At 60.3% G+C, this 20,727-nt stretch carries 23 protein-coding genes; 18 read left to right on the forward strand and 5 right to left on the reverse strand.

The window, feature by feature from the left end; genetic code table 11:
* Positions 1-107: 107 nt before the first annotated feature.
* The 3 genes from ACM43_RS01315 to ACM43_RS01325 all read right to left on the reverse strand — a co-directional run bounded on the left by ACM43_RS01315 (position 108) and on the right by ACM43_RS01325 (position 1,622).
* Positions 108-833: a tyrosine-type recombinase/integrase gene (locus ACM43_RS01315; protein ID WP_271537577.1), complete on the reverse strand. Its 726-nt coding sequence runs from the start codon at positions 831-833 to the stop codon at positions 108-110.
* Positions 751-1,332, reverse strand: a complete 582-nt coding sequence (locus ACM43_RS01320) for a hypothetical protein (RefSeq protein WP_202948150.1) — start codon at positions 1,330-1,332, stop codon at positions 751-753. The genes ACM43_RS01315 and ACM43_RS01320 overlap by 83 nt, the downstream gene beginning before the upstream one ends.
* A 110-nt stretch (positions 1,333-1,442) precedes the next feature.
* Positions 1,443-1,622, reverse strand: a complete 180-nt coding sequence (locus ACM43_RS01325) for a hypothetical protein (protein ID WP_036029565.1) — start codon at positions 1,620-1,622, stop codon at positions 1,443-1,445.
* A gap of 691 nt (positions 1,623-2,313) precedes the next feature.
* Between ACM43_RS01325 and ACM43_RS01330 the strand changes: the two genes are divergently transcribed.
* Positions 2,314-2,571: a WGR domain-containing protein gene (locus ACM43_RS01330; protein WP_036029563.1), complete on the forward strand. Its 258-nt coding sequence runs from the start codon at positions 2,314-2,316 to the stop codon at positions 2,569-2,571.
* 77 nt (positions 2,572-2,648) lie between these two features.
* On the opposite strand, the gene ACM43_RS01335 is transcribed toward ACM43_RS01330, so the two are convergent.
* A complete protein-coding gene (locus tag ACM43_RS01335) occupies positions 2,649-3,377 on the reverse strand; it encodes a helix-turn-helix transcriptional regulator (protein WP_036029560.1) in 729 nt (242 codons plus the stop codon).
* Between the two features lie 205 nt (positions 3,378-3,582).
* Here ACM43_RS01335 and ACM43_RS01340 point away from each other — a divergent pair, with 205 nt between their 5' ends.
* The 14 genes from ACM43_RS01340 to ACM43_RS01405 all read left to right on the forward strand — a co-directional run bounded on the left by ACM43_RS01340 (position 3,583) and on the right by ACM43_RS01405 (position 16,964).
* Complete coding sequence (locus ACM43_RS01340; protein ID WP_036029557.1) at positions 3,583-4,218, forward strand: acyl-homoserine-lactone synthase; 636 nt, start codon at positions 3,583-3,585, stop codon at positions 4,216-4,218.
* A gap of 36 nt (positions 4,219-4,254) precedes the next feature.
* Positions 4,255-4,824 carry a type IV secretion protein gene (locus ACM43_RS01345; protein ID WP_036029554.1) on the forward strand — a complete coding sequence of 190 codons (570 nt, stop codon included), beginning with the start codon at positions 4,255-4,257 and terminating at the stop codon, positions 4,822-4,824.
* A gap of 78 nt (positions 4,825-4,902) precedes the next feature.
* Complete coding sequence (locus tag ACM43_RS01350; RefSeq protein WP_036029551.1) at positions 4,903-5,199, forward strand: TrbC/VirB2 family protein; 297 nt, start codon at positions 4,903-4,905, stop codon at positions 5,197-5,199.
* Positions 5,199-5,540: a type IV secretion system protein VirB3 gene (locus ACM43_RS01355; protein ID WP_036029548.1), complete on the forward strand. Its 342-nt coding sequence runs from the start codon at positions 5,199-5,201 to the stop codon at positions 5,538-5,540. Before ACM43_RS01350 ends, ACM43_RS01355 begins: the two co-directional genes overlap by 1 nt.
* Positions 5,530-7,896, forward strand: coding sequence for a VirB4 family type IV secretion/conjugal transfer ATPase (locus tag ACM43_RS01360; RefSeq protein ID WP_036029545.1), 2,367 nt, complete (start codon positions 5,530-5,532; stop codon positions 7,894-7,896). The genes ACM43_RS01355 and ACM43_RS01360 overlap by 11 nt, the downstream gene beginning before the upstream one ends.
* Positions 7,893-8,615 carry a P-type DNA transfer protein VirB5 gene (gene virB5, locus ACM43_RS01365; RefSeq protein WP_036029542.1) on the forward strand — a complete coding sequence of 241 codons (723 nt, stop codon included), beginning with the start codon at positions 7,893-7,895 and terminating at the stop codon, positions 8,613-8,615. Before ACM43_RS01360 ends, virB5 begins: the two co-directional genes overlap by 4 nt.
* Positions 8,612-8,857, forward strand: coding sequence for an EexN family lipoprotein (locus tag ACM43_RS01370; RefSeq protein WP_036029538.1), 246 nt, complete (start codon positions 8,612-8,614; stop codon positions 8,855-8,857). Before virB5 ends, ACM43_RS01370 begins: the two co-directional genes overlap by 4 nt.
* 12 nt (positions 8,858-8,869) lie before the next feature.
* Entirely contained in the window at positions 8,870-9,856 is a 987-nt protein-coding gene (locus ACM43_RS01375) for a type IV secretion system protein (protein ID WP_036029535.1), read from the forward strand.
* A 344-nt stretch (positions 9,857-10,200) separates the two neighbouring features.
* Complete coding sequence (locus tag ACM43_RS01380) at positions 10,201-10,872, forward strand: virB8 family protein (protein WP_036029533.1); 672 nt, start codon at positions 10,201-10,203, stop codon at positions 10,870-10,872.
* Complete coding sequence (virB9, locus tag ACM43_RS01385) at positions 10,869-11,720, forward strand: P-type conjugative transfer protein VirB9 (protein WP_036029530.1); 852 nt, start codon at positions 10,869-10,871, stop codon at positions 11,718-11,720. Before ACM43_RS01380 ends, virB9 begins: the two co-directional genes overlap by 4 nt.
* An 11-nt stretch (positions 11,721-11,731) precedes the next feature.
* Positions 11,732-12,877, forward strand: coding sequence for a type IV secretion system protein VirB10 (gene virB10, locus ACM43_RS01390; protein ID WP_271537597.1), 1,146 nt, complete (start codon positions 11,732-11,734; stop codon positions 12,875-12,877).
* Positions 12,874-13,905: a P-type DNA transfer ATPase VirB11 gene (gene virB11, locus ACM43_RS01395; protein ID WP_050996134.1), complete on the forward strand. Its 1,032-nt coding sequence runs from the start codon at positions 12,874-12,876 to the stop codon at positions 13,903-13,905. The genes virB10 and virB11 overlap by 4 nt, the downstream gene beginning before the upstream one ends.
* On the forward strand, positions 13,871-15,817 hold the full coding sequence (locus ACM43_RS01400; RefSeq protein WP_036029491.1) for a type IV secretory system conjugative DNA transfer family protein: 1,947 nt from the start codon (positions 13,871-13,873) through the stop codon (positions 15,815-15,817). The genes virB11 and ACM43_RS01400 overlap by 35 nt, the downstream gene beginning before the upstream one ends.
* Positions 15,801-16,964 carry an LPD7 domain-containing protein gene (locus ACM43_RS01405; RefSeq protein ID WP_036029489.1) on the forward strand — a complete coding sequence of 388 codons (1,164 nt, stop codon included), beginning with the start codon at positions 15,801-15,803 and terminating at the stop codon, positions 16,962-16,964. Before ACM43_RS01400 ends, ACM43_RS01405 begins: the two co-directional genes overlap by 17 nt.
* Before the next feature lie 352 nt (positions 16,965-17,316).
* Here the strand turns inward: ACM43_RS01405 and ACM43_RS38715 are convergent, their stop codons facing one another.
* Positions 17,317-17,721, reverse strand: a complete 405-nt coding sequence (locus tag ACM43_RS38715; RefSeq protein WP_420896279.1) for a phospholipase effector Tle1 domain-containing protein — start codon at positions 17,719-17,721, stop codon at positions 17,317-17,319.
* Here ACM43_RS38715 and ACM43_RS01410 point away from each other — a divergent pair.
* The 3 genes from ACM43_RS01410 to ACM43_RS01420 all read left to right on the forward strand — a co-directional run.
* Positions 17,602-17,862 carry a hypothetical protein gene (locus ACM43_RS01410; RefSeq protein WP_420896278.1) on the forward strand — a complete coding sequence of 87 codons (261 nt, stop codon included), beginning with the start codon at positions 17,602-17,604 and terminating at the stop codon, positions 17,860-17,862. The two genes, ACM43_RS38715 and ACM43_RS01410, sit on opposite strands and share 120 nt — an antisense overlap.
* Before the next feature lie 12 nt (positions 17,863-17,874).
* Complete coding sequence (locus ACM43_RS01415) at positions 17,875-19,632, forward strand: DUF262 domain-containing protein (protein ID WP_244429388.1); 1,758 nt, start codon at positions 17,875-17,877, stop codon at positions 19,630-19,632.
* A 249-nt stretch (positions 19,633-19,881) separates the two neighbouring features.
* The coding region (locus ACM43_RS01420) for an SNF2-related protein (RefSeq protein ID WP_271537609.1) at positions 19,882-20,727 on the forward strand (846 nt) is incomplete at its 3' end.

Here is a 20,727-nt window from a genome sequence, read left to right on the forward strand (position 1 = left end):
GCGGGCGAAGGCCCGCGTGAGGCTACCCGACCGGTCAAGCACGAATCCGAGTCGGCGGCGCTCGGCGAGGTAGGCCTCGGCGCGCGCGAGCATTGTCACAGGGACGCTCATGCGATCGCTCCCGGCCAGGGCAGCGCGACAGCCGACAGCCGTGCGACATCGACCCGCGCGTAGCCCGCGGAGGTGACGATGCTGCGGTGACGTAGAACGTCAGCGATCTGCTTCATTGGCACGCCGTTGTTGACCAACCGGCTTGCAAGCGTGTGCCGGAGAATGTGAACGCGACTCCGGTCCCAACCGAGCCGAGCGTAGGCGGCGTGGAGTGTCTTCTGCACGACACGTCTACCAACCGGTTCACCGAGGGGCGCGACATGGCGGACGAACACCTCGCGTCGAGGAGTCGCGGGTCGCTCGTTGAGGATATAATCGACGATCGCTTCGCCGGTCGGAGGCGAGAGCGGAAGTATGTCGGATCGCCGAGCCTTACCGGCGGGCACCCTTATGACGCCTTCGTCCCAGCCGATGTCATCAAGGGTCAGCCGGATAACCTCGCTTGAACGCAGGCCAAGATCGGCCAGGCATCGCACGATGGCGTAGCCTCGTCGGCGTGACGGACAAGGCCGGTCAAAGGCCGAGAACAGCTGCTCGACATCGGCTCCCGACAGGGCCTCCGGGAGCTCGGCATCCCGCCAGAATGCGGGGCGCGGCACCGCTTTGTGGAGATGAGCAACGTCGTCGCCGAGCAGTGCGCTAGCAGCGGACTGCCCCACCCATGACACGGATCGTGCTGGTGCTCCATCCGGCGCCACCGAGTACGAAGGCGCGAACGGCATTGGGCGTGAGCGCACCTAACTCGATCGGTCCTGCGCCAAACTGTTCCCGGAGCAAACGTCGGACGATGCGGCGACGGTGATCACGCGTGCCCTGCGTCAGTCCCCAAATCTCGTTCATCTTAGCGTCGAACCGGGCGAGTTCCACTTCGATCGCATCGGGCGCTGGTGCCGCGACAATGTTGTGCGCGCGCAGCACGCGGAGCAGGTTGTTAAGCGCCGCCCTGTTGAGGATGAGACCGCGCGGGACCGGATGTCCACACGAACAGGTAGTCAGGTGGTTGATGAGGAAGCTGCCGATCCGAGTCTCGTCGATGTCGCCTGGTCCTGCGCCCTCATTGCGCAACCAGTCGCCAAAGTGAAGAGCTGAGGCGGTATATCGACGGCGACGCTTTGCGCCGTAGCGACCGCGGACAAGGTAGTCGGTGTAGAGGCCCATGATGGGCCAAAGAACATTGTCCGGATCTTCAGTCCTGAGTTGAAGGCGTACAGGTACGGGCATGCTCGATCTCCGTTGTTGGGAGTAGCAGGGCTCCGGATTATGTGCAGTTCAACCGGAATGTGCCGGGCGACAGGCTCGGCACATCAAGGATTTGGCGCAGCCGACAGTCCTTAGCTGTCCATAATCTGCCAGGGATCATAATCATGGACGATGGCGTCCTGGTCGCCGTCATATTCGCTGGAGACCATCACGCCGAACTCGCTCTCAGTCTGGAAAAGAATGACAGGCACCATCAGCGTGCGGGCCAGATCGAAGGCGTGGTTCTGAGCGAGGGCGAGATTGTGCGACATTGAAGGCTCCCGTTTTGCGGCGGGGACCATCCCCGCTCGACAGGCGCCGACGTGTTCGGGGGCGGCTGCGGTCACCTCGAAGGCGAAGCCGGAGAGGTCGCACGCTTGCGTAGCGAACCCCTTGTGGGTTGATCGTGGAAGGCCGCACCAGAACCAAGGAAAGCCCATTCGAGAGCGGGATTGGAACTTCACCGGAAGCAAGTGAGCCGAAATGCACATGGTTCAGCCTGCGGATGCAGTCTCTGATTGACTGCGAGAACAGCCGCCGTCGTTTTGTCCGCAGCGAACTCGATTTGGCCGCCTGGCGGTTGCTCCGCAAATTTTCCGCTGCCGTTCGATGTCCTCGCGGCCAAAGGCGTCGCTTGCGTTTCAGGTCCGACGCTTATACGCGGGTTCCGATAGGCTCGGCAGTTGGCTTGTTCGGGGACTCCGGCCGCTTCGCGTCAGGGATGGCAGCCCGTAAGGGGGAAGACCCGCTACGCGGGGGCTTCAGCGTAGCCAACAGCCCGGCCCGCAGGGCGACGCCCGCTTTCTTCGCAGCCAGAGGCGCACAACAGCCGATATATTTTCCGAGTCCGATCGCTGAACACCTCAATGGCTGTCATCACCGGTATTAAACTTCTGAATCGAGCCGCATGATCGATTCGATAACTTAATTGGACGGTGGTTCCGACAGTTGCGATTCTTACGCATGTCCGAACTCACGGTGCGATACCTCGTGCTCCAACGGTGCGATCCGGCCTGCAATATGGCCAGGTTCTATGTCCTCACGATCGAACCGACTCTGTTCGGTGATACGGCGTTGGTGCGCGAATGGGGGCGTCTCGGCCAACGCGGCCGCCGGCGGATGGATCTGTTTGCTGGAAGGGTCCAGGCCGTCGAAGCGCTCGAGGCTTGGCTCGCCCGCAAAAAAAGCCGTGGTTATGTGCCCAAAAATCCCGCGCCTTGAATGCAACCGCCTGACGTGGCCATCCAGCTTGAACCGTCACTCTTGGAACTTCTTACAAGCCGGACAGCTGTTTTGCATTACGGGAGCAATCCCTGACGAAACGCGAGCGCCACAGCGTGCGGGAGGGTCAATGCAGCAAGATTGCGCCTGGCGTTGTCCAGATGAAACTTCACACCCCGCGAGCTAACGCCAAGGAGCTGGGCAATATCCTGCATCGTCTTGCCATCGGAGATCCAGGCGAGACACTGCCGTTCGCGCTGCGTCAGCGGGTTGATGATTTCCCTTTCTGCCGAGGCGCGTCCAATCTTGGCACTCACATGCGCATGGTAGGTGAGACCCACCGTTTTCAAAATGTCCTGTGAGGTCTCCATGAAACGATCGAGTCCAAGGCTGCGCTCGTCGACCGCCAGCGTAAACGCCGCGAACTGGTTTTGACTCGAGGGAATGCGAACGGTCAGGCCGGTCCTGATTTTGAAACTTAATGCATCGTCAAACAGACGGCGCTCTTTCGGTGATCTTGCGCTTCGCGCCTCGCGGCCATCCCACAGCAATACTCGGCTCGTATTTCGCGGCTCCTGAAGAACGGGATCGATGTTGTGATAGCCCTCCCGAAAATAGTGGCTGATCCAGCTCTTTGGATAGGATGAGATCAGATTGCGGCCATTTGAGCGCTGGCCAAAATAAGCAAACCATCGGAACCCCAAAGCGTGCGCGGCTCGTTCCGCAACACGTCGAAAATCATCTTCTGTTTGAGCAGTGTGAAGACAATCGACAAATTCATCGCATGCTCTTTTGACATCTTTCATTGCGCCACTTCAGTCGTTTCTTAAGTCCCCACAACGCGAAACTTCTAACGATTCGCGTTCCACGTGCAGGCATTTATTGCGACGTTGCGGCAGCTTTGCGGCAAGAACGATTCCAAACTCTCCCTGTCAGAACTGACAGCGCAACGGCATGACCGTGGCTGCTTTCTTGATCTCGAAGCTGTGATTCGTAAGTTTGAGGTTAAGAATGAAGGTCATTGTGCGTAGCCGTGCGGCCCTCCTGCAGGACTCCGAACTAGCGCCAGGAATGCATCGCCTACGAGGGCGAGTATTCAAGGACCGGCTCGACTGGGACGTCTCTGTTTCCAACGGATTGGAGATCGATCAGTACGACACCTTCAATCCGACTTATCTCCTGGCGCTGGAACAGGGTGACGTTGTTGGGTGTGTTCGCCTGCTCCCCACCACCGGGCGCAACATGCTCGCCGATACGTTCCCAGTGTTGCTTGATGGCAACCCGGCTCCGAAAGCGACCACGATTTGGGAGAGCTCGCGCTTTTGCGTTGACACCAAGAGTGCGGCGGCAACAGCAGAGAATGGGCTGCGCAAAGCGACGTTCCTGCTGCTTGCCGCCATGCTTGAATGGGGGCAGCAGCACAATCTTCAGGCCATCGCAACCGTCACTGATCTGCGCATGGAACGTATCCTGCGTCGGGCCGGATGGCATCTCGATCGCCTCGGCTTGCCCCGCCAAATCGGCTCGACCAATGCCGTAGCCGGCTTGTTGCCGATCTCCTGTGAGGCTCTCGGCGCGATCCGAGCGGCTGGGCAGTTCTCGGGCCGTGTAATTGAGGCGCCATCAAACGTGGCGATCGCTGCCTAACACCGAACGTCATCAGCTCCTGACAAGGCTCTTACCATGGATCCCGCTGCGTTCGCAGCTCTGGTCGAACGATGCGCCCCGACCGCAATGGCCCGGCCGCTGACCGCCATCGTGCGGCAGGCGAGCTCATTCGAGCCGCTGCTCATCACCATTTATGGGCGCAAACCGATTCCGATTCAGGCGACCGATCGTGACGAAGCCATCCAGCTCGCAACCGAAGCCATCGCTAGCGGCCAGCAGGTCCGAACCGGTCTCGCCCAACTTGATGCCGAGGATACAAAGAAGGCAGGGCTGACGGCTGCCACCACCTTCGATCCGTGCCAGCACATTGCTGGCCTTGGCAGATTATTCGACCTGCGCCTGCAAGCGGCGAGCATCAAAAGCGCAAATCACGACCAGGCGACTGCCGAGGTTGTTGGGAGCTTTGCGTCCAAATCTCCCAGCCGAGCCTCCGAGGCTGGCATCCAGCCGACGGCGACCACCGGCCGTAACCGCCCCAGCGGCGATACGACAATCAATCCACCCGCAACCTCTGCCAGTGAGCACCCGCGCTGGGACGTCTATCACTCGGGACGAGGCACGTCAGCCTTCGTCTACGAACGATGAGAAAACGTCGTTTTCCCCCTCAACTCAATACCGTGGTCCGGGCTCGGGTCCGGCTGCGGTGCCAATCGGAGCCATGCCATGACTTCTCCTCTTAAACACTCCGCTGCTCTCCTTTGCATGGGAGCCGTCCTCAGCATCGCGTTGGTCGAGCCGGCGCTGGCGCAGACCGCGAACATCGAAGGCGTGCTGCAGAACATCGTCAACATGCTGACCGGCAACGTTGCTCGTCTGCTGGCAACGCTGGCGGTCATTATCGTCGGCATCGCATGGATGTTCGGGTATCTCGATCTGCGCAAGGCCGCTTATGTCGTGCTGGGCGTCGCCATCACGTTCGGTGCTTCCGAAGTGGTCTCGACCTTGACCGGCGGCCATTGATGATCGAGGCAGCGCGTCTCACGGAGGATACCTTGTTCCTCGCCTGTACACGTCCCGCCATGGTCGCCGGTGTCACCATGGAAGCCATGGCGCTCAACGTGATGTTCTCCTGCATCCTGTTCCTGGTGGCCGGGAGCATCGTCTACGGCCTGGTCGCAATTCCGATCCATGGGCTTTGCCGCATCATCTGCCGGCACGACCCCAACATGTTCCGGATCCTGCTTGCCTGGATCGAAACCCGAGGCCGCGCGCGCAACGCCGCATTCTGGGGCGGCTCGTCGTGCACGCCGCTCAAACTCGTCCGGAGCCATCGAACAAGGGGGCTCGGTTATGCGCAATAGGGCGCTTAAGAGCCGGGAGATCGAGCCCGACGTCTACTTGCCGTTCAGCCGGCATGTGACCGACACAGTAATCAGTCTTACAACACGAGCCCTGCTGACGGTGATCCGGATCGACGGCACCTCGTTCGAGACTGCCGAGACATCGGATCTGAACGATCTTCACAGCAAGCTGAATCTCACGCTGCGCAATATTGCGGATCCGCAGCTGGCGCTCTGGAGCCACCTGGTGCGCCGCCGGACGTCGGTCTATCCGGACGGTACCTTCCGGTCGACCTTTGCAGCGGCACTTGACGCAGAATATCGCCAACGACTTTGCAAGGAAGCGCTGTTTCGCAACGATCTCTACCTTACCCTGGTTTGTCATCCCGGACGGGCGGCAACGGATACGGCGGCCGAATTCTTTCGGCGACTTGGCCGAAGCTCACGGAACTCCGCCGAGGTGGACAGCGGCACCCTGAAGCGGCTTGACGATGCCACGCGAGACATCGTCGCGGCACTCGACCGTTACGGCGCCCGTGCGGCTGGATTGTTTGAGCGCGACGGGATCACGTTCTCAGAACCGATGGAGTTGCTCCACGCGCTCGCCTCCAGGGAATGGATGGCGATGCCATTACCGCAAGGGCCGATCGGCCCGGCACTCTATTCAAATCGTGTCATTTTCGGCCGCGAAGCCCTCGAAATCCGCGGCGCCGGCGGATCGCGGTTCGCCGGCATGTTCGGCCTTAAGGAATATCCGGCGTCCACCCGGCCGGGTCTCTTGAACGCGCTGCTTTCGGCGCCGTTTGAGCTTATCGTCACGCAATCGTTCGCGTTTTTGGCCAAGGCGGACGCCAAGGCGGTCCTGACGCGCAAGCAGAACCAGCTAGTTTCGGCACAGGATCCGGCCGCCTCGCAGATCGACGAGCTTTCCGACGCGCTCGACGATCTCGAGTCCAACCGGTTCGTGCTTGGAGACCATCACCTCTCGCTCCTGGTCTACGCAGATACGCCGTCACAGCTGCAGGATCACATGAGCGTGGCACGACGCGCACTGGCCGATGCGGGTGCGGTGGTCGCCCGAGAAGATCTTGGACTTGAGGCGGCCTATTGGGCCCAGCTGCCCGGACTGTTCAAATATCGGGCACGCACTGGCGCGATCAACTCGCGGAATTTCGCGGCGTTCTCACCGTTCCATACCTATCCGACCGGACGGCCCGCTGGCAACCATTGGGGACCGGCGGTTGCGATGCTCAAGACCGCGTCCGGCTCGCCGTTCTACTTTTCTTTTCATCACGGCGACCTCGGCAACACATTCATCTGCGGCCCCTCAGGATCCGGCAAAACCGTCGTGCAGAACTTTCTGCTGTCGCAGGCCGAGCGGTTAGGCGCGTCCTACGTCTTCTTCGACAAGGACCGTGGCGCCGAGATTTTCGTCCGCGCAGTTGGCGGGACCTATCTAACGCTCCACAATGGCGCCCCGACCGGGTGCGCGCCGCTCAAGGCGCTGGAGCTGACGCCAGCAAATCTCTCATTCCTCGGAGAACTTGTCCGTAAACTCGTCACGCCGGACGACCGCCCGCTCACTGTGATCGAAGAGGAACGAATTGATTCTGGACTGCGCGCGCTCGGTCAGCTGCGGCAATCAGAGCGATCGTTCGGGACATTGCGGGCCTTTCTTGGCCAACAGGATCGTGAGGGCATTGGCGCGCGGCTCGAGCGATGGTGCCGGGGCGCTCCTTTTGGCTGGGTGCTCGATGGCGATCAAGACGCTATCGGCTTAGATGCCCGGTTCATCGGTTTCGACATGACCGATCTCCTGGATCATCCCACGGTGCGCACGCCGCTGATGATGTATCTGTTCCATCGCGTGGAGCGGCTGATCGACGGGCGTCGCCTGATCATCGACATCGACGAATTCTGGAAGGCACTTGGCGACGAGGCCTTTCGTGATCTCGCCAGCAACAAGCTGAAAACCATCCGCAAGCAGAACGGTGTCATGGTGTTTGGCACCCAGTCGCCACGCGACGCGCTGGCATCGCCAATCGCACACACCATTGTTGAACAGTGCCCGACCCAGATCTTCCTGCCGAATGCGCGGGGCACGCGCTCGGACTACGTCGATGGCTTCCATCTGACCGACACGGAATTTCGCCTGATCAGGGAGGAGCTCGCGCCCGAAAGCCGGCGCTTTCTGGTCAAACAGGGGCACAACTCGGTAGTAGCCGAACTTGACCTCGCCGGTTTCGACGACGCGCTTGCCGTCTTGTCGGGGCGTACGGAAACGGTCGAGCTACTGGACCGCATTCGCAAGCAGGTCGGCGACGATCCTGCACAATGGCTGCCGGTATTTTACGCGGAGCGGAGGAGGGCCCAATGATGGTTCAACGCATGGCGGCGGCTCTCGCCTGCCTGTCTGTCGTCACCCTGCTGACGGCTTCGCCGGCCGGGGCGGAGATCGTGTTCGACCCAAGCGTATATGCGCGCCAGTTTGAGCAGCTGACGGAGCTGAAGAAGCAGGTCGACACCCTGACATCTCAGCTCAAGGTCGCACAGGATCAACTGAGCCAAGCCAAGCAGCTCTATGACAGTTTCAATAAGCGGACAAACGCCAACGACATCGGCGCGCTCCTGAACACGCCACAGTTCCGGAAAGTCCTGCCCCAACAGTTCTCGGACATCGAACGTCTTGTTGCGGGGCAGGGCGGCGGCAACTTCGCCGACGCGATCAATCATTATCTCTCGCAGAATCGCGCGTATTCCGGCAACAGCGGCAACTCGTACTACCAGAGCGAGCTCGACCGGATCGCACGGCAGACCGGGGCGAAACACTCCCTGGGCCAGGCGGTGTACGACACTGCCTCGCAGCGGATCGATGCCCTCGAGGAGCTCAGGGCCCGCATTAGCTCGGCGAGCGACGCCAAGGAAGTGCTCGATCTCTCGGCCCGGCTGCAGGCCGAACAGGCGCTGCTCCAGAACGACGTGCTCCGAATGCAGGGGTTGGCGATGATCCAGCAGGCCCGCATGGACATGGATGGTCAGCGGGAGCGGGAGAAACAGAGACAGCTGATCGACGAAATGAAGGCGGCCCTGCAATGACGACTCGACTTGCGACTCTTCTCCTCACCGTCGCTGCGGCTCTTACGGGCTGCAACGAGGTCCAAAAGGGCCAAGAATCGAAAACCGTCGGCTGGTTCCTAGATCATCGGGAGGAGCTTGCGATGGCGCTCAAGGCGTGCCGCGATGATCCTGGAGCACTTGGGACGACGCCGAATTGCATGAATGCCAATGAGGCCCGCAACAAGATCACCATCCAAGAGATGAAAGACGCCCTGAAGTAAGGAATCTTCCGCGTGGCCATAAACGTCTTTGACAGCTTCCTGAAGGAATTCGAACAGCCAATTACAGCGTTTGTGTCGACCTCCGTGTCGAATCTCGCTTCCTACGTTGACGGGCCTCTCCGGACGGCCGTGATGCTATACGTCATTTTGTACGGCTTTGCGGTAATGCGCGGCGCGATCTCTGAGCCGATTATGGAATTCGCCTGGCGGGCGATGCGGATCGTGGTCGTGGTGTTGCTGGCGACGAATTCCAGCGCGTTTCAGCAATACGTCACGAGTCTGTTCTTCGATTCGTTACCGAAAGAAATCGGCAATGCGTTAGCGGGGTCAGGACTGAACACCAGTTCGGGCGCACCGTTCGACCAGCTCCTGTCTAAAGGAATTGGCATCGCAAACAAGATCTATGAGCAGGCTGGGTTGACCAACGTCGCACCCGCTCTCATTGCGGCCATTCTGCTGGTCTTCGTGGCGGTGGGATCGTTTCTGCAGTTTGCCATCCTCCTCTACGCCAAAGTGGGTCTTGGCGTCGTCATCGCGCTCGGCCCGATCTTCATTGCAATGGGACTATTTGAGGCAACGCGCCCGTTTACCGAAGCCTGGCTTCGGCAGCTCGCAAACTTCGTGATCCTTCTGGTCCTGGTGGTCGCTCTGGTCGGGTTGATGCTGACCACTCTCAGCGGCTTCATCGACAGATTCGCGGCTAATGCAGGGACGGCGGGTGAGATGATGGTCGCCGCGGTCGCCATCAGTGCCGTGTTGGGCCTGTCCGGGTACATCGCGCTTCAGCTGCCGATCATCGCAGGTGGTCTCGCCGGCGGCGGCGCATCGCTTGCAAGCCGACTGGTCACAAACCCAATGATCGCCAATGCCACGGCCGCCGCCGGGGGTGCCTACGCCGGCGCTCGGTGGTCAGCTGGCCGCGGCCTCGCCGCACTCAGAGCCAGTCGTCAAGGCGGCAGCATGCGGCGCGCTCAATCCCAGGGGACCTCGACGAGGTAAGCCAAGATCGCCGGCATCAGGCGACGATAAAGACAGGGGCATCAGAACGATGTGGCGTCGACTATTCATCATCTGCATCATTGCATGGCAGCTTGGCGGCTGCGCGAACTGGTCAAAGGGGCCACCGTCGTGTGATGGCCTGGCTCGGCGGCCGCTCAATCGCTCGCTCTGGGATTGGGAGTCCGGCGCGCCGTCAGCAACACCCGTGCCACCGGCTGAGCCATCCGCACCCCTTGTCCGGAAGGGTGAGGGCAAGCCGTCCGCAACATCGACCCATCTCGCCGCATTCGGACGCTGGGACAACATTGCAGCCTCGTATCGCGCCTGTGGCAAGGAGGCGTGAGATGGTTGGGCAGGATGATCTGAAGAGCTATTTCGAGAATGCGCGGCGATGGGAACAGGATCTGCTTCTGTCGGCCCATCGCTCGCGGCGCACAGCCTGGGTGGTTGCCGCCGGCGCCTGCGCAATGGCGGTGGCCTCAGTCGGTGCGGTCGCCGCGCTGGCGCCGTTGAAAACGGTCGAGCCGTTCGTCATCCGGGTCGACAATGCCACAGGCATTGTCGACACCGTCTCGGCCCTCAATTCCACTCCGGCACGCTACGACGAAGCCGTCACCAAGTATTTCCTTGGACGCTACGTCCGCGCGCGGGAAGGCTACAGCTATCCGGAGGCGGAAACCAATTTTCGGACGATTTCGCTGCTTTCGGGGCAGGGCGAGCAAGCTCGCTTCGCAGCCTGGTACCGCGGCTCCAATCCTGAAAGCCCGCAAGTCGTTCAGGGCCGCTTCGGGGTTGCCACGGTCCGGATCAAAGCGATCTCTCTCCTGGCCGACAATGTCGCGTCCGTGCGCTTCATGAAAGAGACCCGCAAGGGCGAGGAAACCCACATCACTCACTGGGTCTCGACCCTGACGTTCACTTACGCCAACGCGCCGATGTCGTCCGCCGACCGTCTGATCAATCCGCTCGGCTTCTTGGTTTCGGAATATCGCGCCGATCCGGAGGTCGTGCCATGAAACGTCTCGCGCTTCTGATCATTTCGGCTCTCGGATGTGTCGGGCCCGTGCTGGCGCTGCAGCAGCCGGTACCTGGCCAACACGATGCACGCGTGCGCACTGTGACCTATGACCCAGCCAATGTGGTCCGCCTCAACGGCGTCATCCGCGCCTCGACCCAGGTCGTGTTTGCCGATGACGAGGAGATAGCGCATGTCGCCATCGGCGACGCCATCGCATGGGAGGTTGCGCCTGCAGGTTCGATTCTCTTCCTCAAGCCCCGCGAAAAACATCCACCAACCAATCTGCAGGTCGTCACCACCCGCCCCGACGGGCGCAAGCGCTCCTATCAATTTGAGCTGTCGATCGCCGAGACCACGCTCGCGGACAGCTACTTCGTCGTCCGTTTTGCCTATCCCGGCGACGAAATCGAGCGCCGGCGCGTTGAGGCGGCCGCTCGGGGCGCCGAGCGGGAAGGCGCCCTGATCGATCAGACCTTTGACCTGCATCATGCCTATGGTGCGCGTAACTGGCGTTTTTCGGCCCAGGGCTCGATCGACCTCGAACCCGAAGCCGTCTTCGACGATGGCAAGGAGACCACGTTCCGCTTCGCAGGCAATCGCGAGACCCCGGCGATCTATCTGATCAACTCGGACGGCTCTGAAAGTCTCGTCCCTAAGGATGTCCGCGGCGAGCTGGTGGTGGTCCACGCAACAGCTCGCGAGTTTCGGCTGCGCAAGGGCGACATCGTGCTCTGCATCTTCAACGAAGCCTTCGATGCGGTCGGGGTCAACCCCGGTACCAACACCACGAGCCCCTCAGTCGAGCGGCGGGCGAAGAGGTCATCTCCAACCACAAGGGCACGATAGGCGGGCACAACATGACCGAGCATGAGAACGAGATACTTGCCGGCGAACGTGGCATTACCCCGGTGGGAGGAGGGGACAATGGTCGAGCAGCGATGCTCAAGCGCGGTTTCGGCGCGCTCGCGCTGACCGCATTCGCCTTTCTGATCATCTGGGGCACCTGGAAAAGCGACAAGCCGGTCGGCGAGTCCGCCCGCAAACTCATGATCCGCCAGGCGGCCGCCTTCGAGCCCGCCGCGGAGCCACCTGCCGCACCCATCACCACCGCGTCCATTCCGGTCGCACCTATTGCTGTCACACCGGCGGCCGCCGTACCCGCCGCGGACCAAATGCTCGAAAGCGCGCGGCGCGCGCCGGTGCTTGCCTATAACCGGCCGGTCGCATCGGGGCGTCCGCCCCGTGACGGCCAGACCGCAAGCGGTGCTCTCGATCCCTATGATTTTGGGCGGCCCGAGCCACGCAACGAGCTTGCGGACAAGTTGAAACCCACGCCAATCGAAGGCGTGCGCGCGGCCCGGCTTCCCAATCGCAATCTTCTGGTCACCCAGGGCACATCGATCCCTTGCGTGCTGGAGACCGCGATGACGTCGGATGTGGCGGGCTTCGTCTCCTGTGTCGTGTTGCGAGATGTGATGTCGGATTCCGGCAACGTGGTGCTGATGGAAAAAGGCACGCAAGTCGTCGGGGAATATCGTGGCAATGTCCGGCGCGGCTCCAAACGGATGTTTGTGCTATGGGCGCGCGCCAAGACGCCGACAGGAGTGATCGTGGCGCTGGCCTCCCCTGCCACGGATGCGCTCGGCCGCGCAGGGTTCGACGGCGACATCGACACGCATTTCTGGGAGCGCTTCGGTTCGGCGCTGTTGCTGTCGATCGTTGGCGATGCCTCCTCCATTGGACGCCAGCAATTGCAAGATGGCTCGATCCAGATCAACAACACCGCTGGCGCGACAAACACCGCCGCCGGCATCGCCGTCGAGCAGTCAATCAACATCCCGCCGACGCTGAACAAGAACCAGGGTGAGCTCGTGAACATCTTTGTCGCACGCGACCTCGATTTCTCGTCGGTCTACCAACTCAAACGGATCGAAAACCGCACCCAGATCCTCGACCGCACCCTCCCCGGAGGCATCGTTGGCTCTGCTGTGGTGACGAAATGAGCGCAGGCGCATCGGTCAATCATGATGGCGGACGGTTGGTGCTGGCGCGCTACCTTGAGCCGCTGGCGCCGTACCTGTCGGACAACACCCTCACCGAAATCGTCGTCAACCGTCCGGGCGAAGTTTTCGTGGAGGGGCCTCACGGTTGGACCCGGCATGAGCTAGCTGCCCTCACGCAAACTTACCTCTCACATCTTGCAACCGCAGCCGCCAGCCACACCCGACAGGATATAGGGCCGGAATACCCGGTGGTCTCAACCAGCCTGATCGGCGACGAGCGCTGTCAGATCGTCATGCCACCCGCCGTCCCGGCGGATACGATCAGCCTGACTATCCGCAAGCCCTCAACAATGACCATGAACCTGGGGACCCTTGAGCTGGCAGAGCTGTTTGATGACGTCCGCTCCGCCAGTGACGAGCTCGATGCCGACGAACATCGACTTCTTGCTCTGAAGGAAGCAGGCCAGTGGCGCGAATTTCTCGAGCTTGCGGTGCGCACGCGCCGCAACATCCTGATCTCGGGCGCGACCGGTTCGGGCAAGACCACTCTGTCCAAAGCGTTGATTGCTGCGATCCCGGAGCACGAGCGGCTCATCACCATCGAAGACACCGCTGAGCTGATGATCCCGCATCAGAATTGCGTCCGGCTGCTCTATGCCAAGGATGGGCAGGGTGTCGCCAGGATCGGCCCCCGCGAACTCCTGGAATCGTCATTGCGCATGCGGCCTGACCGCATTCTGCTGCAGGAGCTGCGCGACGGCACCGCCTTCTTTTATCTCAGGAATGTGAATTCGGGGCACCCAGGATCGATCACGACAGTTCACGCAGACAGCGCCCGCCTTGCCTTCGAACAAATGACCTTGCTGGTCAAGGAGAGTGCGGAGGGACGTGACCTTCATCGCGACGATATTCGTTCGCTCCTGCTGCATCTCGTCGACATAGTAGTCCAGATGCAGAAGCGTAATGGCCGCTACCGCATCTCGGAAATCTACTATGACCCCGTTCGCAAGCGCGACCACGCCCGTTAAGGCGGCCCAGGGCACGGCGCTTGCCTTCGCGGCCGCCGCAGTGTTCCTGCTAGTCGCCTCCAACGTTCTGCTGCTCGGGCTCAGGCTTCACGATGGCGGCTTTCACTGGTCGGAGATCGCCACAGGCTGGCCGCGTTATGGCGCTGACCCGCGTTTCGACCGCTGGCTAACCCTGTCAACTCTAGCCGGCTTGATTGTGGTCTTTGGTCTGCTCGGTGCCATTCTCCGGCAGCGCCCGCTTCCCCTTCACGGCAAGGCCCGTTTCGCTTCCGAGCGGGAGATTAGGGCCGCAGGCCTGCGATCGGAGGAAGGCCTGCTGCTCGGCCGAAAGGACGGCAAATTGCTCTGCTTTGGCGGATCGGAGCATGTCCTCCTCTACGCCCCAACCCGCGCCGGCAAGGGGGTCGGCTATGTCATTCCAAATTTGCTTAATTGGCCCGATTCAGTTGTTGCGCTGGATGTGAAGAAGGAGAATTGGGATCGCTCGGCCGGCTTTCGCTTTAGCCACGGACAGGAGGTCCATCTGTTCGATCCGCTCGACGAGAACGGTCGCACCGCGCGCTATAATCCGCTGGGCTATGTGCGCAGCGATCCCACCGATCTCTATGACGATCTGCAGCGCATCGCAGTGATGCTGTTTCCGGCTGAGAGCCGCGGCGACCCGTTCTGGTTCGAGGCGGCTCGTTCATCCTTTGTGGCGATCGGCGGCTATGTCGCGGAAACGCCGGGCTTGCCACTGACGATCGGCGAGATCCTGCGCCAGCTATCGGCGACTCAGGACCTCAAAGCCCACTTCGACAAGATCATCGGCGATCGCAAGGCGGGTCCTTCCCCGCTGTCGCGGAACTGTATCACGGCGCTGAATGATTTCCTCGCCGCGTCCGAGAACACCTTGAACTCGGTGCGCAAGACCGTAACGGCGCGGCTCGGTCTCTGGCTCAATCCCCGCATCGATGCTGCGACGTCGGCCAATGATTTTGATCTGCGGCAGCTCCGCCAAACTCCCATGTCAATCTATCTTGGTGTGACGCCTGACAATCTCGACCGCATGGCGCCGCTCCTGAATCTCTTCTTCCAGCAGGTGGTCGACCTCAACACTCGCGAACTACCCGAACAAAACCCAAAACTCGCTCGCAAGGTGCTGCTCTTGCTGGACGAATTTCCAGCGCTGGGCAATGTCAACGTGCTGGCGAAATCGGTCGCCTTCATCGCCGGCTACGGCATCCGCCTTCTCACGGTGATCCAGAGCCCGGCGCAGCTACGCGCGATCTACGGGATCGATGCAGCCCGCAATTTCATGACCAATCACGCTGTCGAGGTCGTGTTTGCTCCGAAGGAGCACGACGTGGCAAATGAGCTCTCGGAGCGCATCGGCTACGAGACCGTGAACGCGCGCAGTCGCAGTGGGCCGAAAGGGCTGGCGATGCGCGCGATCAGCGAGACCGTCTCCGAGCATCGTCGCGCTCTGATGCTACCGCAAGAGCTCAAGCTTCTTCCGAAATCCAAGGCCTTCATTCTCGGCACGGGCATTCCACCCATCATCGCCGACAAGATCATCTATTACGAGGACAAGTCTTTTCTGGAGCGATTGCTGCCGGCACCAGCCCCAGAACTACCCAAGGGACGCTCAAACGCACTGCTCGATGCCGAAATCAAGGAGCTGCGCTCTGAAATAGCGGAATTGCGCGCAGTCTTCCGGTCGCGGCCCATGACCGACGATGAGGTCGCCGATCCCTCCACGATGCCGGCCGGTGCCAGTTTCGATTTCGGTGACGTGAATGTCGACCTCGAAGGCCTTTCCGAAGACGACATGAAGGCCTGGGTTCTGAATTATATCGACGCCCAGGCTATCCCGCCGGCGCGACGGCCCGGCCGCAAGCGGAACGAGCAGCAGCATGAACCACACACGTGATGACAGCAACGAGTTCAGCCTCGAACGGCAACGTCGCGCCGCGGACGCTTCCAACCGAGACAAGAGGGGCGACGACTCCGGGAGCGAGCCAGCCACTGACAAGTCCTCCTCCACGGAACCGCTCGACAATGCTCTCCCGGATCGCATCCGCCGCAAATATTACCTGGTGACCAGTGATTCCGAAAAGGATGGATCTAGCCGCGAAGCACGGCTCTATGCCGATGAGCGGAAAGAGTACCTCGCGTTCAAGGCCACTGACGATCGCCTCGTCACCCGCATAGCTGCCGCTGAGGTGATCCGGGACATGGTCAGCGTGGCACAACATCGCCAGTGGGAGGCCCTTCACGTCCGTGGTTCCGTCGAGTTCCGACGCCAGGCCTGGCTCGAGGCTGGCGCGCGCGGGATGGATGTGAAGGGTTATGAGCCAAACGAGCTTGATAGCCAGGCGCTCGCTGACCGACGAGCCGCATGGGATCGAGCCCGCGCCCAGACCAAGGATGTAGGGGCTCGCTCGACCTCCGACAGGTCAACCCAGGCGGATAGGCTCGATTACGACAACGGCGTTTCCGGACGTCTGATGGACGTCGGTATTGGCCCCTACCGCAACCGTCCCGACGCGGAGCCATCAACCTATGTAGCCATCGAACTGGACGATGGCCGCCGACATCAGGTGTGGGGCGTCGGAGTTGTAACTGACGTCGCAGACAGTGGCGCCAGGCCTGGCGACCGCATCTCTCTGCGAAGGGATGGCGTTGAACCAGTCATGAGGGCGATAAATTCCATAGACGCCGCCACAGGAGCCGCTGGCATTGAACGGCGCCAGATGTGGCGCAACACGTGGAGTGTAACGGTGGAGGCACGCCGTCCAGAGCGGACGGCAGCCGCCCATGATTCCGACCTGCTCGCGGCCCAATCCCAGATTGTCCTCATCAACAAGCTCGTCGAACGCGCGCTGCCGCGCGATGAGAATGCTCGTCGGAGCATCATGGCTTTCGCCAAGGAGCGGATCGCCGAACATCTTGAGAAGGGGCATTCGTTCCCGCGGGCGAATATTCTAGCTTCCGTTCAGGAGCGCGCCCAAGCTGGAACCGACAACGACCAGGCGCGTCGTGAAAGGCAAGTAAGAACGAAGGATCAAGAGCGCTGATGCTACGCTTCCCGTTGTGGGATCTGCCCTAGTGTCAGGTGATGTTCTCGTCGCGTGGCCGTCTTAGCTTCCGACGCGAGCTTGCATCGCTACTCAAAACCGACAAACAATGCGCTTCTTCGGATTCGAGCAGCTGACTCTTAATCAGCGGGTCCCAGGTTCGAGCCCTGGTGCGCCCACCATACAAATCAAGACCTTAGCAAGAGAAACCGTTTGAGAAGACCGAACTAAAACGGTTTTTCAAACGGTGATTTTGGCGGCCGATCGGCGGGTCCACTCTCGGCATTGTGATCTACTTTCTTCTATCTGGGTCAGAGCCGCCCGACATAGCGAGCATTTTCCCACTTCTGTTCTATGTCGTCGGCGATGCGGTCATAGAGGAGAACCGATCCTGCCTCGAAGCGCCGATAGGCCGATTTGTGCATGGGTGATCTCGACTCCTCAGTCTTCGGATCAAGGAAGCTCGCGAACTCCGGCCTTGAGGAAACGCCTGCTCATTGTGTTGGAGGCCGGCGGGATCGGGTGACAGCCGTAGGACACTGCCGTCGTGTTTCAGGCCGCCCGGGATGAGCGAGGCTCCGGCGAGCAGCCAGTTCAGCACACCCGGGAACCAGACCTGTTCGAAATAGAGGTTGCCGTGCCTCGCGTTGCCTTGCTTCTCTGCCGTAGGCGACCAGCCGACGCGCTTGAAGTCGGCGCGGTTCTCGTCGATCGAGATCGCATGCTTGGCAGCTACCTGGCGGTGACGTTCCAGCAAATCCAAAAGTACGAGAAAGGCATCAACAGCATATCCGCCGCCGATCTCGCGCGGCTTGCTGTCCCACTGCAATGCCAACTGACTGATTTCTTCAAGAGCGATAGCCCTCGGATAGGCGCCACCACGGAAGTGCAAGTCTGAGGACTTGTGGAAATGAGCCTCGACAACCCCTGGTATTGGGTGCCATGTTCCCATCATTTGGGAGAAGAGTTAATGGCTTCACCACTTTCAGCGCACGAACAGCCAGTTTCGAAAATCTTCGGCGGTGACTACGTTTTTGAAATCCCCGGCTTCCAGCGGCCCTACGCATGGACGGTTGAGCAGGCGCGCGACCTCCTGGACGACCTTTGGGATGCAGCTAGGGCCAAAGAGCCCGGCGAAGAGTATTCTCCCTATTTTCTCGGAAGCATCGTTCTGATCAAGCCCGAAACTATTCCCGATTGCCAGGTCGTGGACGGCCAGCAGAGACTGACCACGATCACGCTCTTACTTTCAGCAATCCGGGCCAACCTATCGGCAGAAGAAGGCCGCGACATCACGCAGCTCATCTATGAAAAAGGCAGTCAGATCCTGGGCACGCAAGACCGGTTTCGGCTGGCTCTGCGATCCCGGGACCTCGAATTTTTCCAAACCTACGTTCAGCGGGAGGGCGGCTTTGCCAAGCTCATCGCTTTAGGAGAACAAAGTTCGGACAGTCGCCAAAACCTGCGCAGGAATGCTCTTTACTTCGACGAGCGGCTGAAAGAGATGACGGTCGCTGAGCGCCTGACTCTTGCGCAATTTATGGTGACACGATGCTTTCTTGTCGTGGTCTCGACCCCTGACCTTGATTCCGCGTATCGCATTTTCTCCATTCTCAACAGCCGTGGCTTGCCGCTTGCGCCGGGCGACATATTAAAGGCCGAGATTGTCGGCGCGATCGAGGACAGCCAGCGGGACGCGTACACCAAGAAGTGGGAAGATTTGGAAGAATCGTTAGGTCGCGATCAGTTCAGCGAGCTTTTGAGTCTCATCCGCATGATCTATCGCAAAGCGAAGCCAAAGGGGACGGTTCTCAAGGAATTCAAAGAGCACGTTGCTCAGGCTTACAAGCCAAAGCAACTGATCGACGACGTCATCGTTCCCATCGGCGAGGTTTTCGCGGAATTGACGGACTCCGCCTACGTCAGCTCGGAAAGGGCGGAAATCGTCAATGAACACTTGAAATGGCTTAATCGCCTCGAATTCAACGATTGGCTACCGCCTGCTTTGGCTTTCGCGGTGCGCCATCGCAGTCAGCCGAAGAAGATGGAGACCTTCTTCCGGGACCTGGAGCGGCTCGCGTACTCGATGTTGATCCGCAAGAGCAGCATCAATGACCGTATAGAAAAGTTTTCCCGCCTTACTAAAGAAGTCGAGAATGGCGACGATCTTGCGAACGCAAAATCCGCGTTACAGCTTTCGCAGGCTGAACAAGCAGCCACGTACAAGGTCTTGAGCGGGCCTCTATACGACACTCTGGCCGCTCGCGCCCGCTCTGCCGTGCTACTTCGCTTGGATGCGCTTATGTCCGGTGGAGGCGCAAGCTACGATTACGACACGATCACTGTTGAGCACGTGCTGCCACAGAATCTCAAAGCCGACAGCAAGTGGGCTGAGTGGTTTCCTGATGCGCAAAAACGCGTTGAAGTTGTCCACTCGCTCGGGAATCTGGCTCTCCTGACCAGAAAGAAGAACGCCTCTGCCAGCAACTGGGATTTCGACCGCAAAAAGAAGGCCTACTTCTCAAAAGACGGTGTGTCGCCGTTCGTGCTCACAACGCAAGTTCTGGAACACAACGATTGGACGCCTACCATCGTTGAGGCTCGCCAAAAGCAACTCTGCGACAAGCTTGAGACCCATTGGCGCTTGCAAAACCGCAAAGCGGCTTGAATCTGGTTTAGGAGCGGATCAGAACTTGATTGCTAGGCGCCATCCGAGCGGCCACCCAGGGCGCTAAGCGTGCTCCTTAGTCATACAGCGCGCTGTAAGCCGCGAGCACCGCTTGCCGCTGGCTCGCGCCTGTGCCGACGGACGAGGCCGTATGGCGTGCAGACTTAAGTCTTTGGGAGGTTTGGCGAAAGAAGGGCTTGCGGTGGTCCCAGCCTGGCGTCACTCTGGTTGCAAAAGGGGACGGGGGCCATGGCGTCGGCGCAGGGGCTACAGACCAAGATTTTGCGGCGCGCGAAGTCGCCAGAAGACTATTCCGTCTATCGGGCTGCGCTCGAATGGGGTCTGACCGACCCGATCGTGATTGAAAGCCGAGACGATTTCAAATCGGAATTTCGCTGGAAGGAACGCCTCGATCCCTTCCATCACCAGGTCCAAAACCTCATTACCTTTTGTCGGCGCCTCCCGGTTACCCTGCTCGCGGACGATGTCGGTCTCGGCAAAACGGTGTCGGCGGGACTTGTGGCGAGCGAGCTTATCGCCAGAAACCGCGTTGCCAAGATCCTGATTGTCGCTCCCAAATTGCTCGGTCCTCAGTGGAAAGACGAGCTTGGGACGAAGTTCGATATCCCGGGTGAGGTTGTCACCGGAAGCAAACTTGTTTCCGCTGAACCTAACGACGTGGGGGCCGTCATCACGACATATCATTCGGCTCGCTCGCATTTGGACAAGATTCCCGACGACCGATTTGACATGTTAGTGCTGGACGAAGCCCACAAGCTTCGCAATCTCTATGGTGTCGATCCCACACCGCAGGTCGCAAAAGTCTTTCATCGAGCTCTTCAGCAGCGCCGCTTTCGCTATGTGCTGATGCTGACGGCGACGCCGATCCAAAATCGGCTCTGGGACCTCTATTCATTGGTCGATCTGCTTACCGTTGCGCGCGGTCACGAAACCCCCTTCGGTAATGAAGGTATGTTCGCCCGCCGTTTCATCGACGACAAACGCGAGAGCGCGCGGGTCCTGAAACCCGACGCGCGTGAGGAGTTTCGAAAAATTGTTTATGGCTACATGTCGCGCGTGCGGCGGGGCGATGCC

Origin of the sequence: Bradyrhizobium sp. CCBAU 45321 (assembly GCF_028128975.1) — a bacterium.
Classification (GTDB): domain Bacteria; phylum Pseudomonadota; class Alphaproteobacteria; order Rhizobiales; family Xanthobacteraceae; genus Bradyrhizobium; species Bradyrhizobium yuanmingense.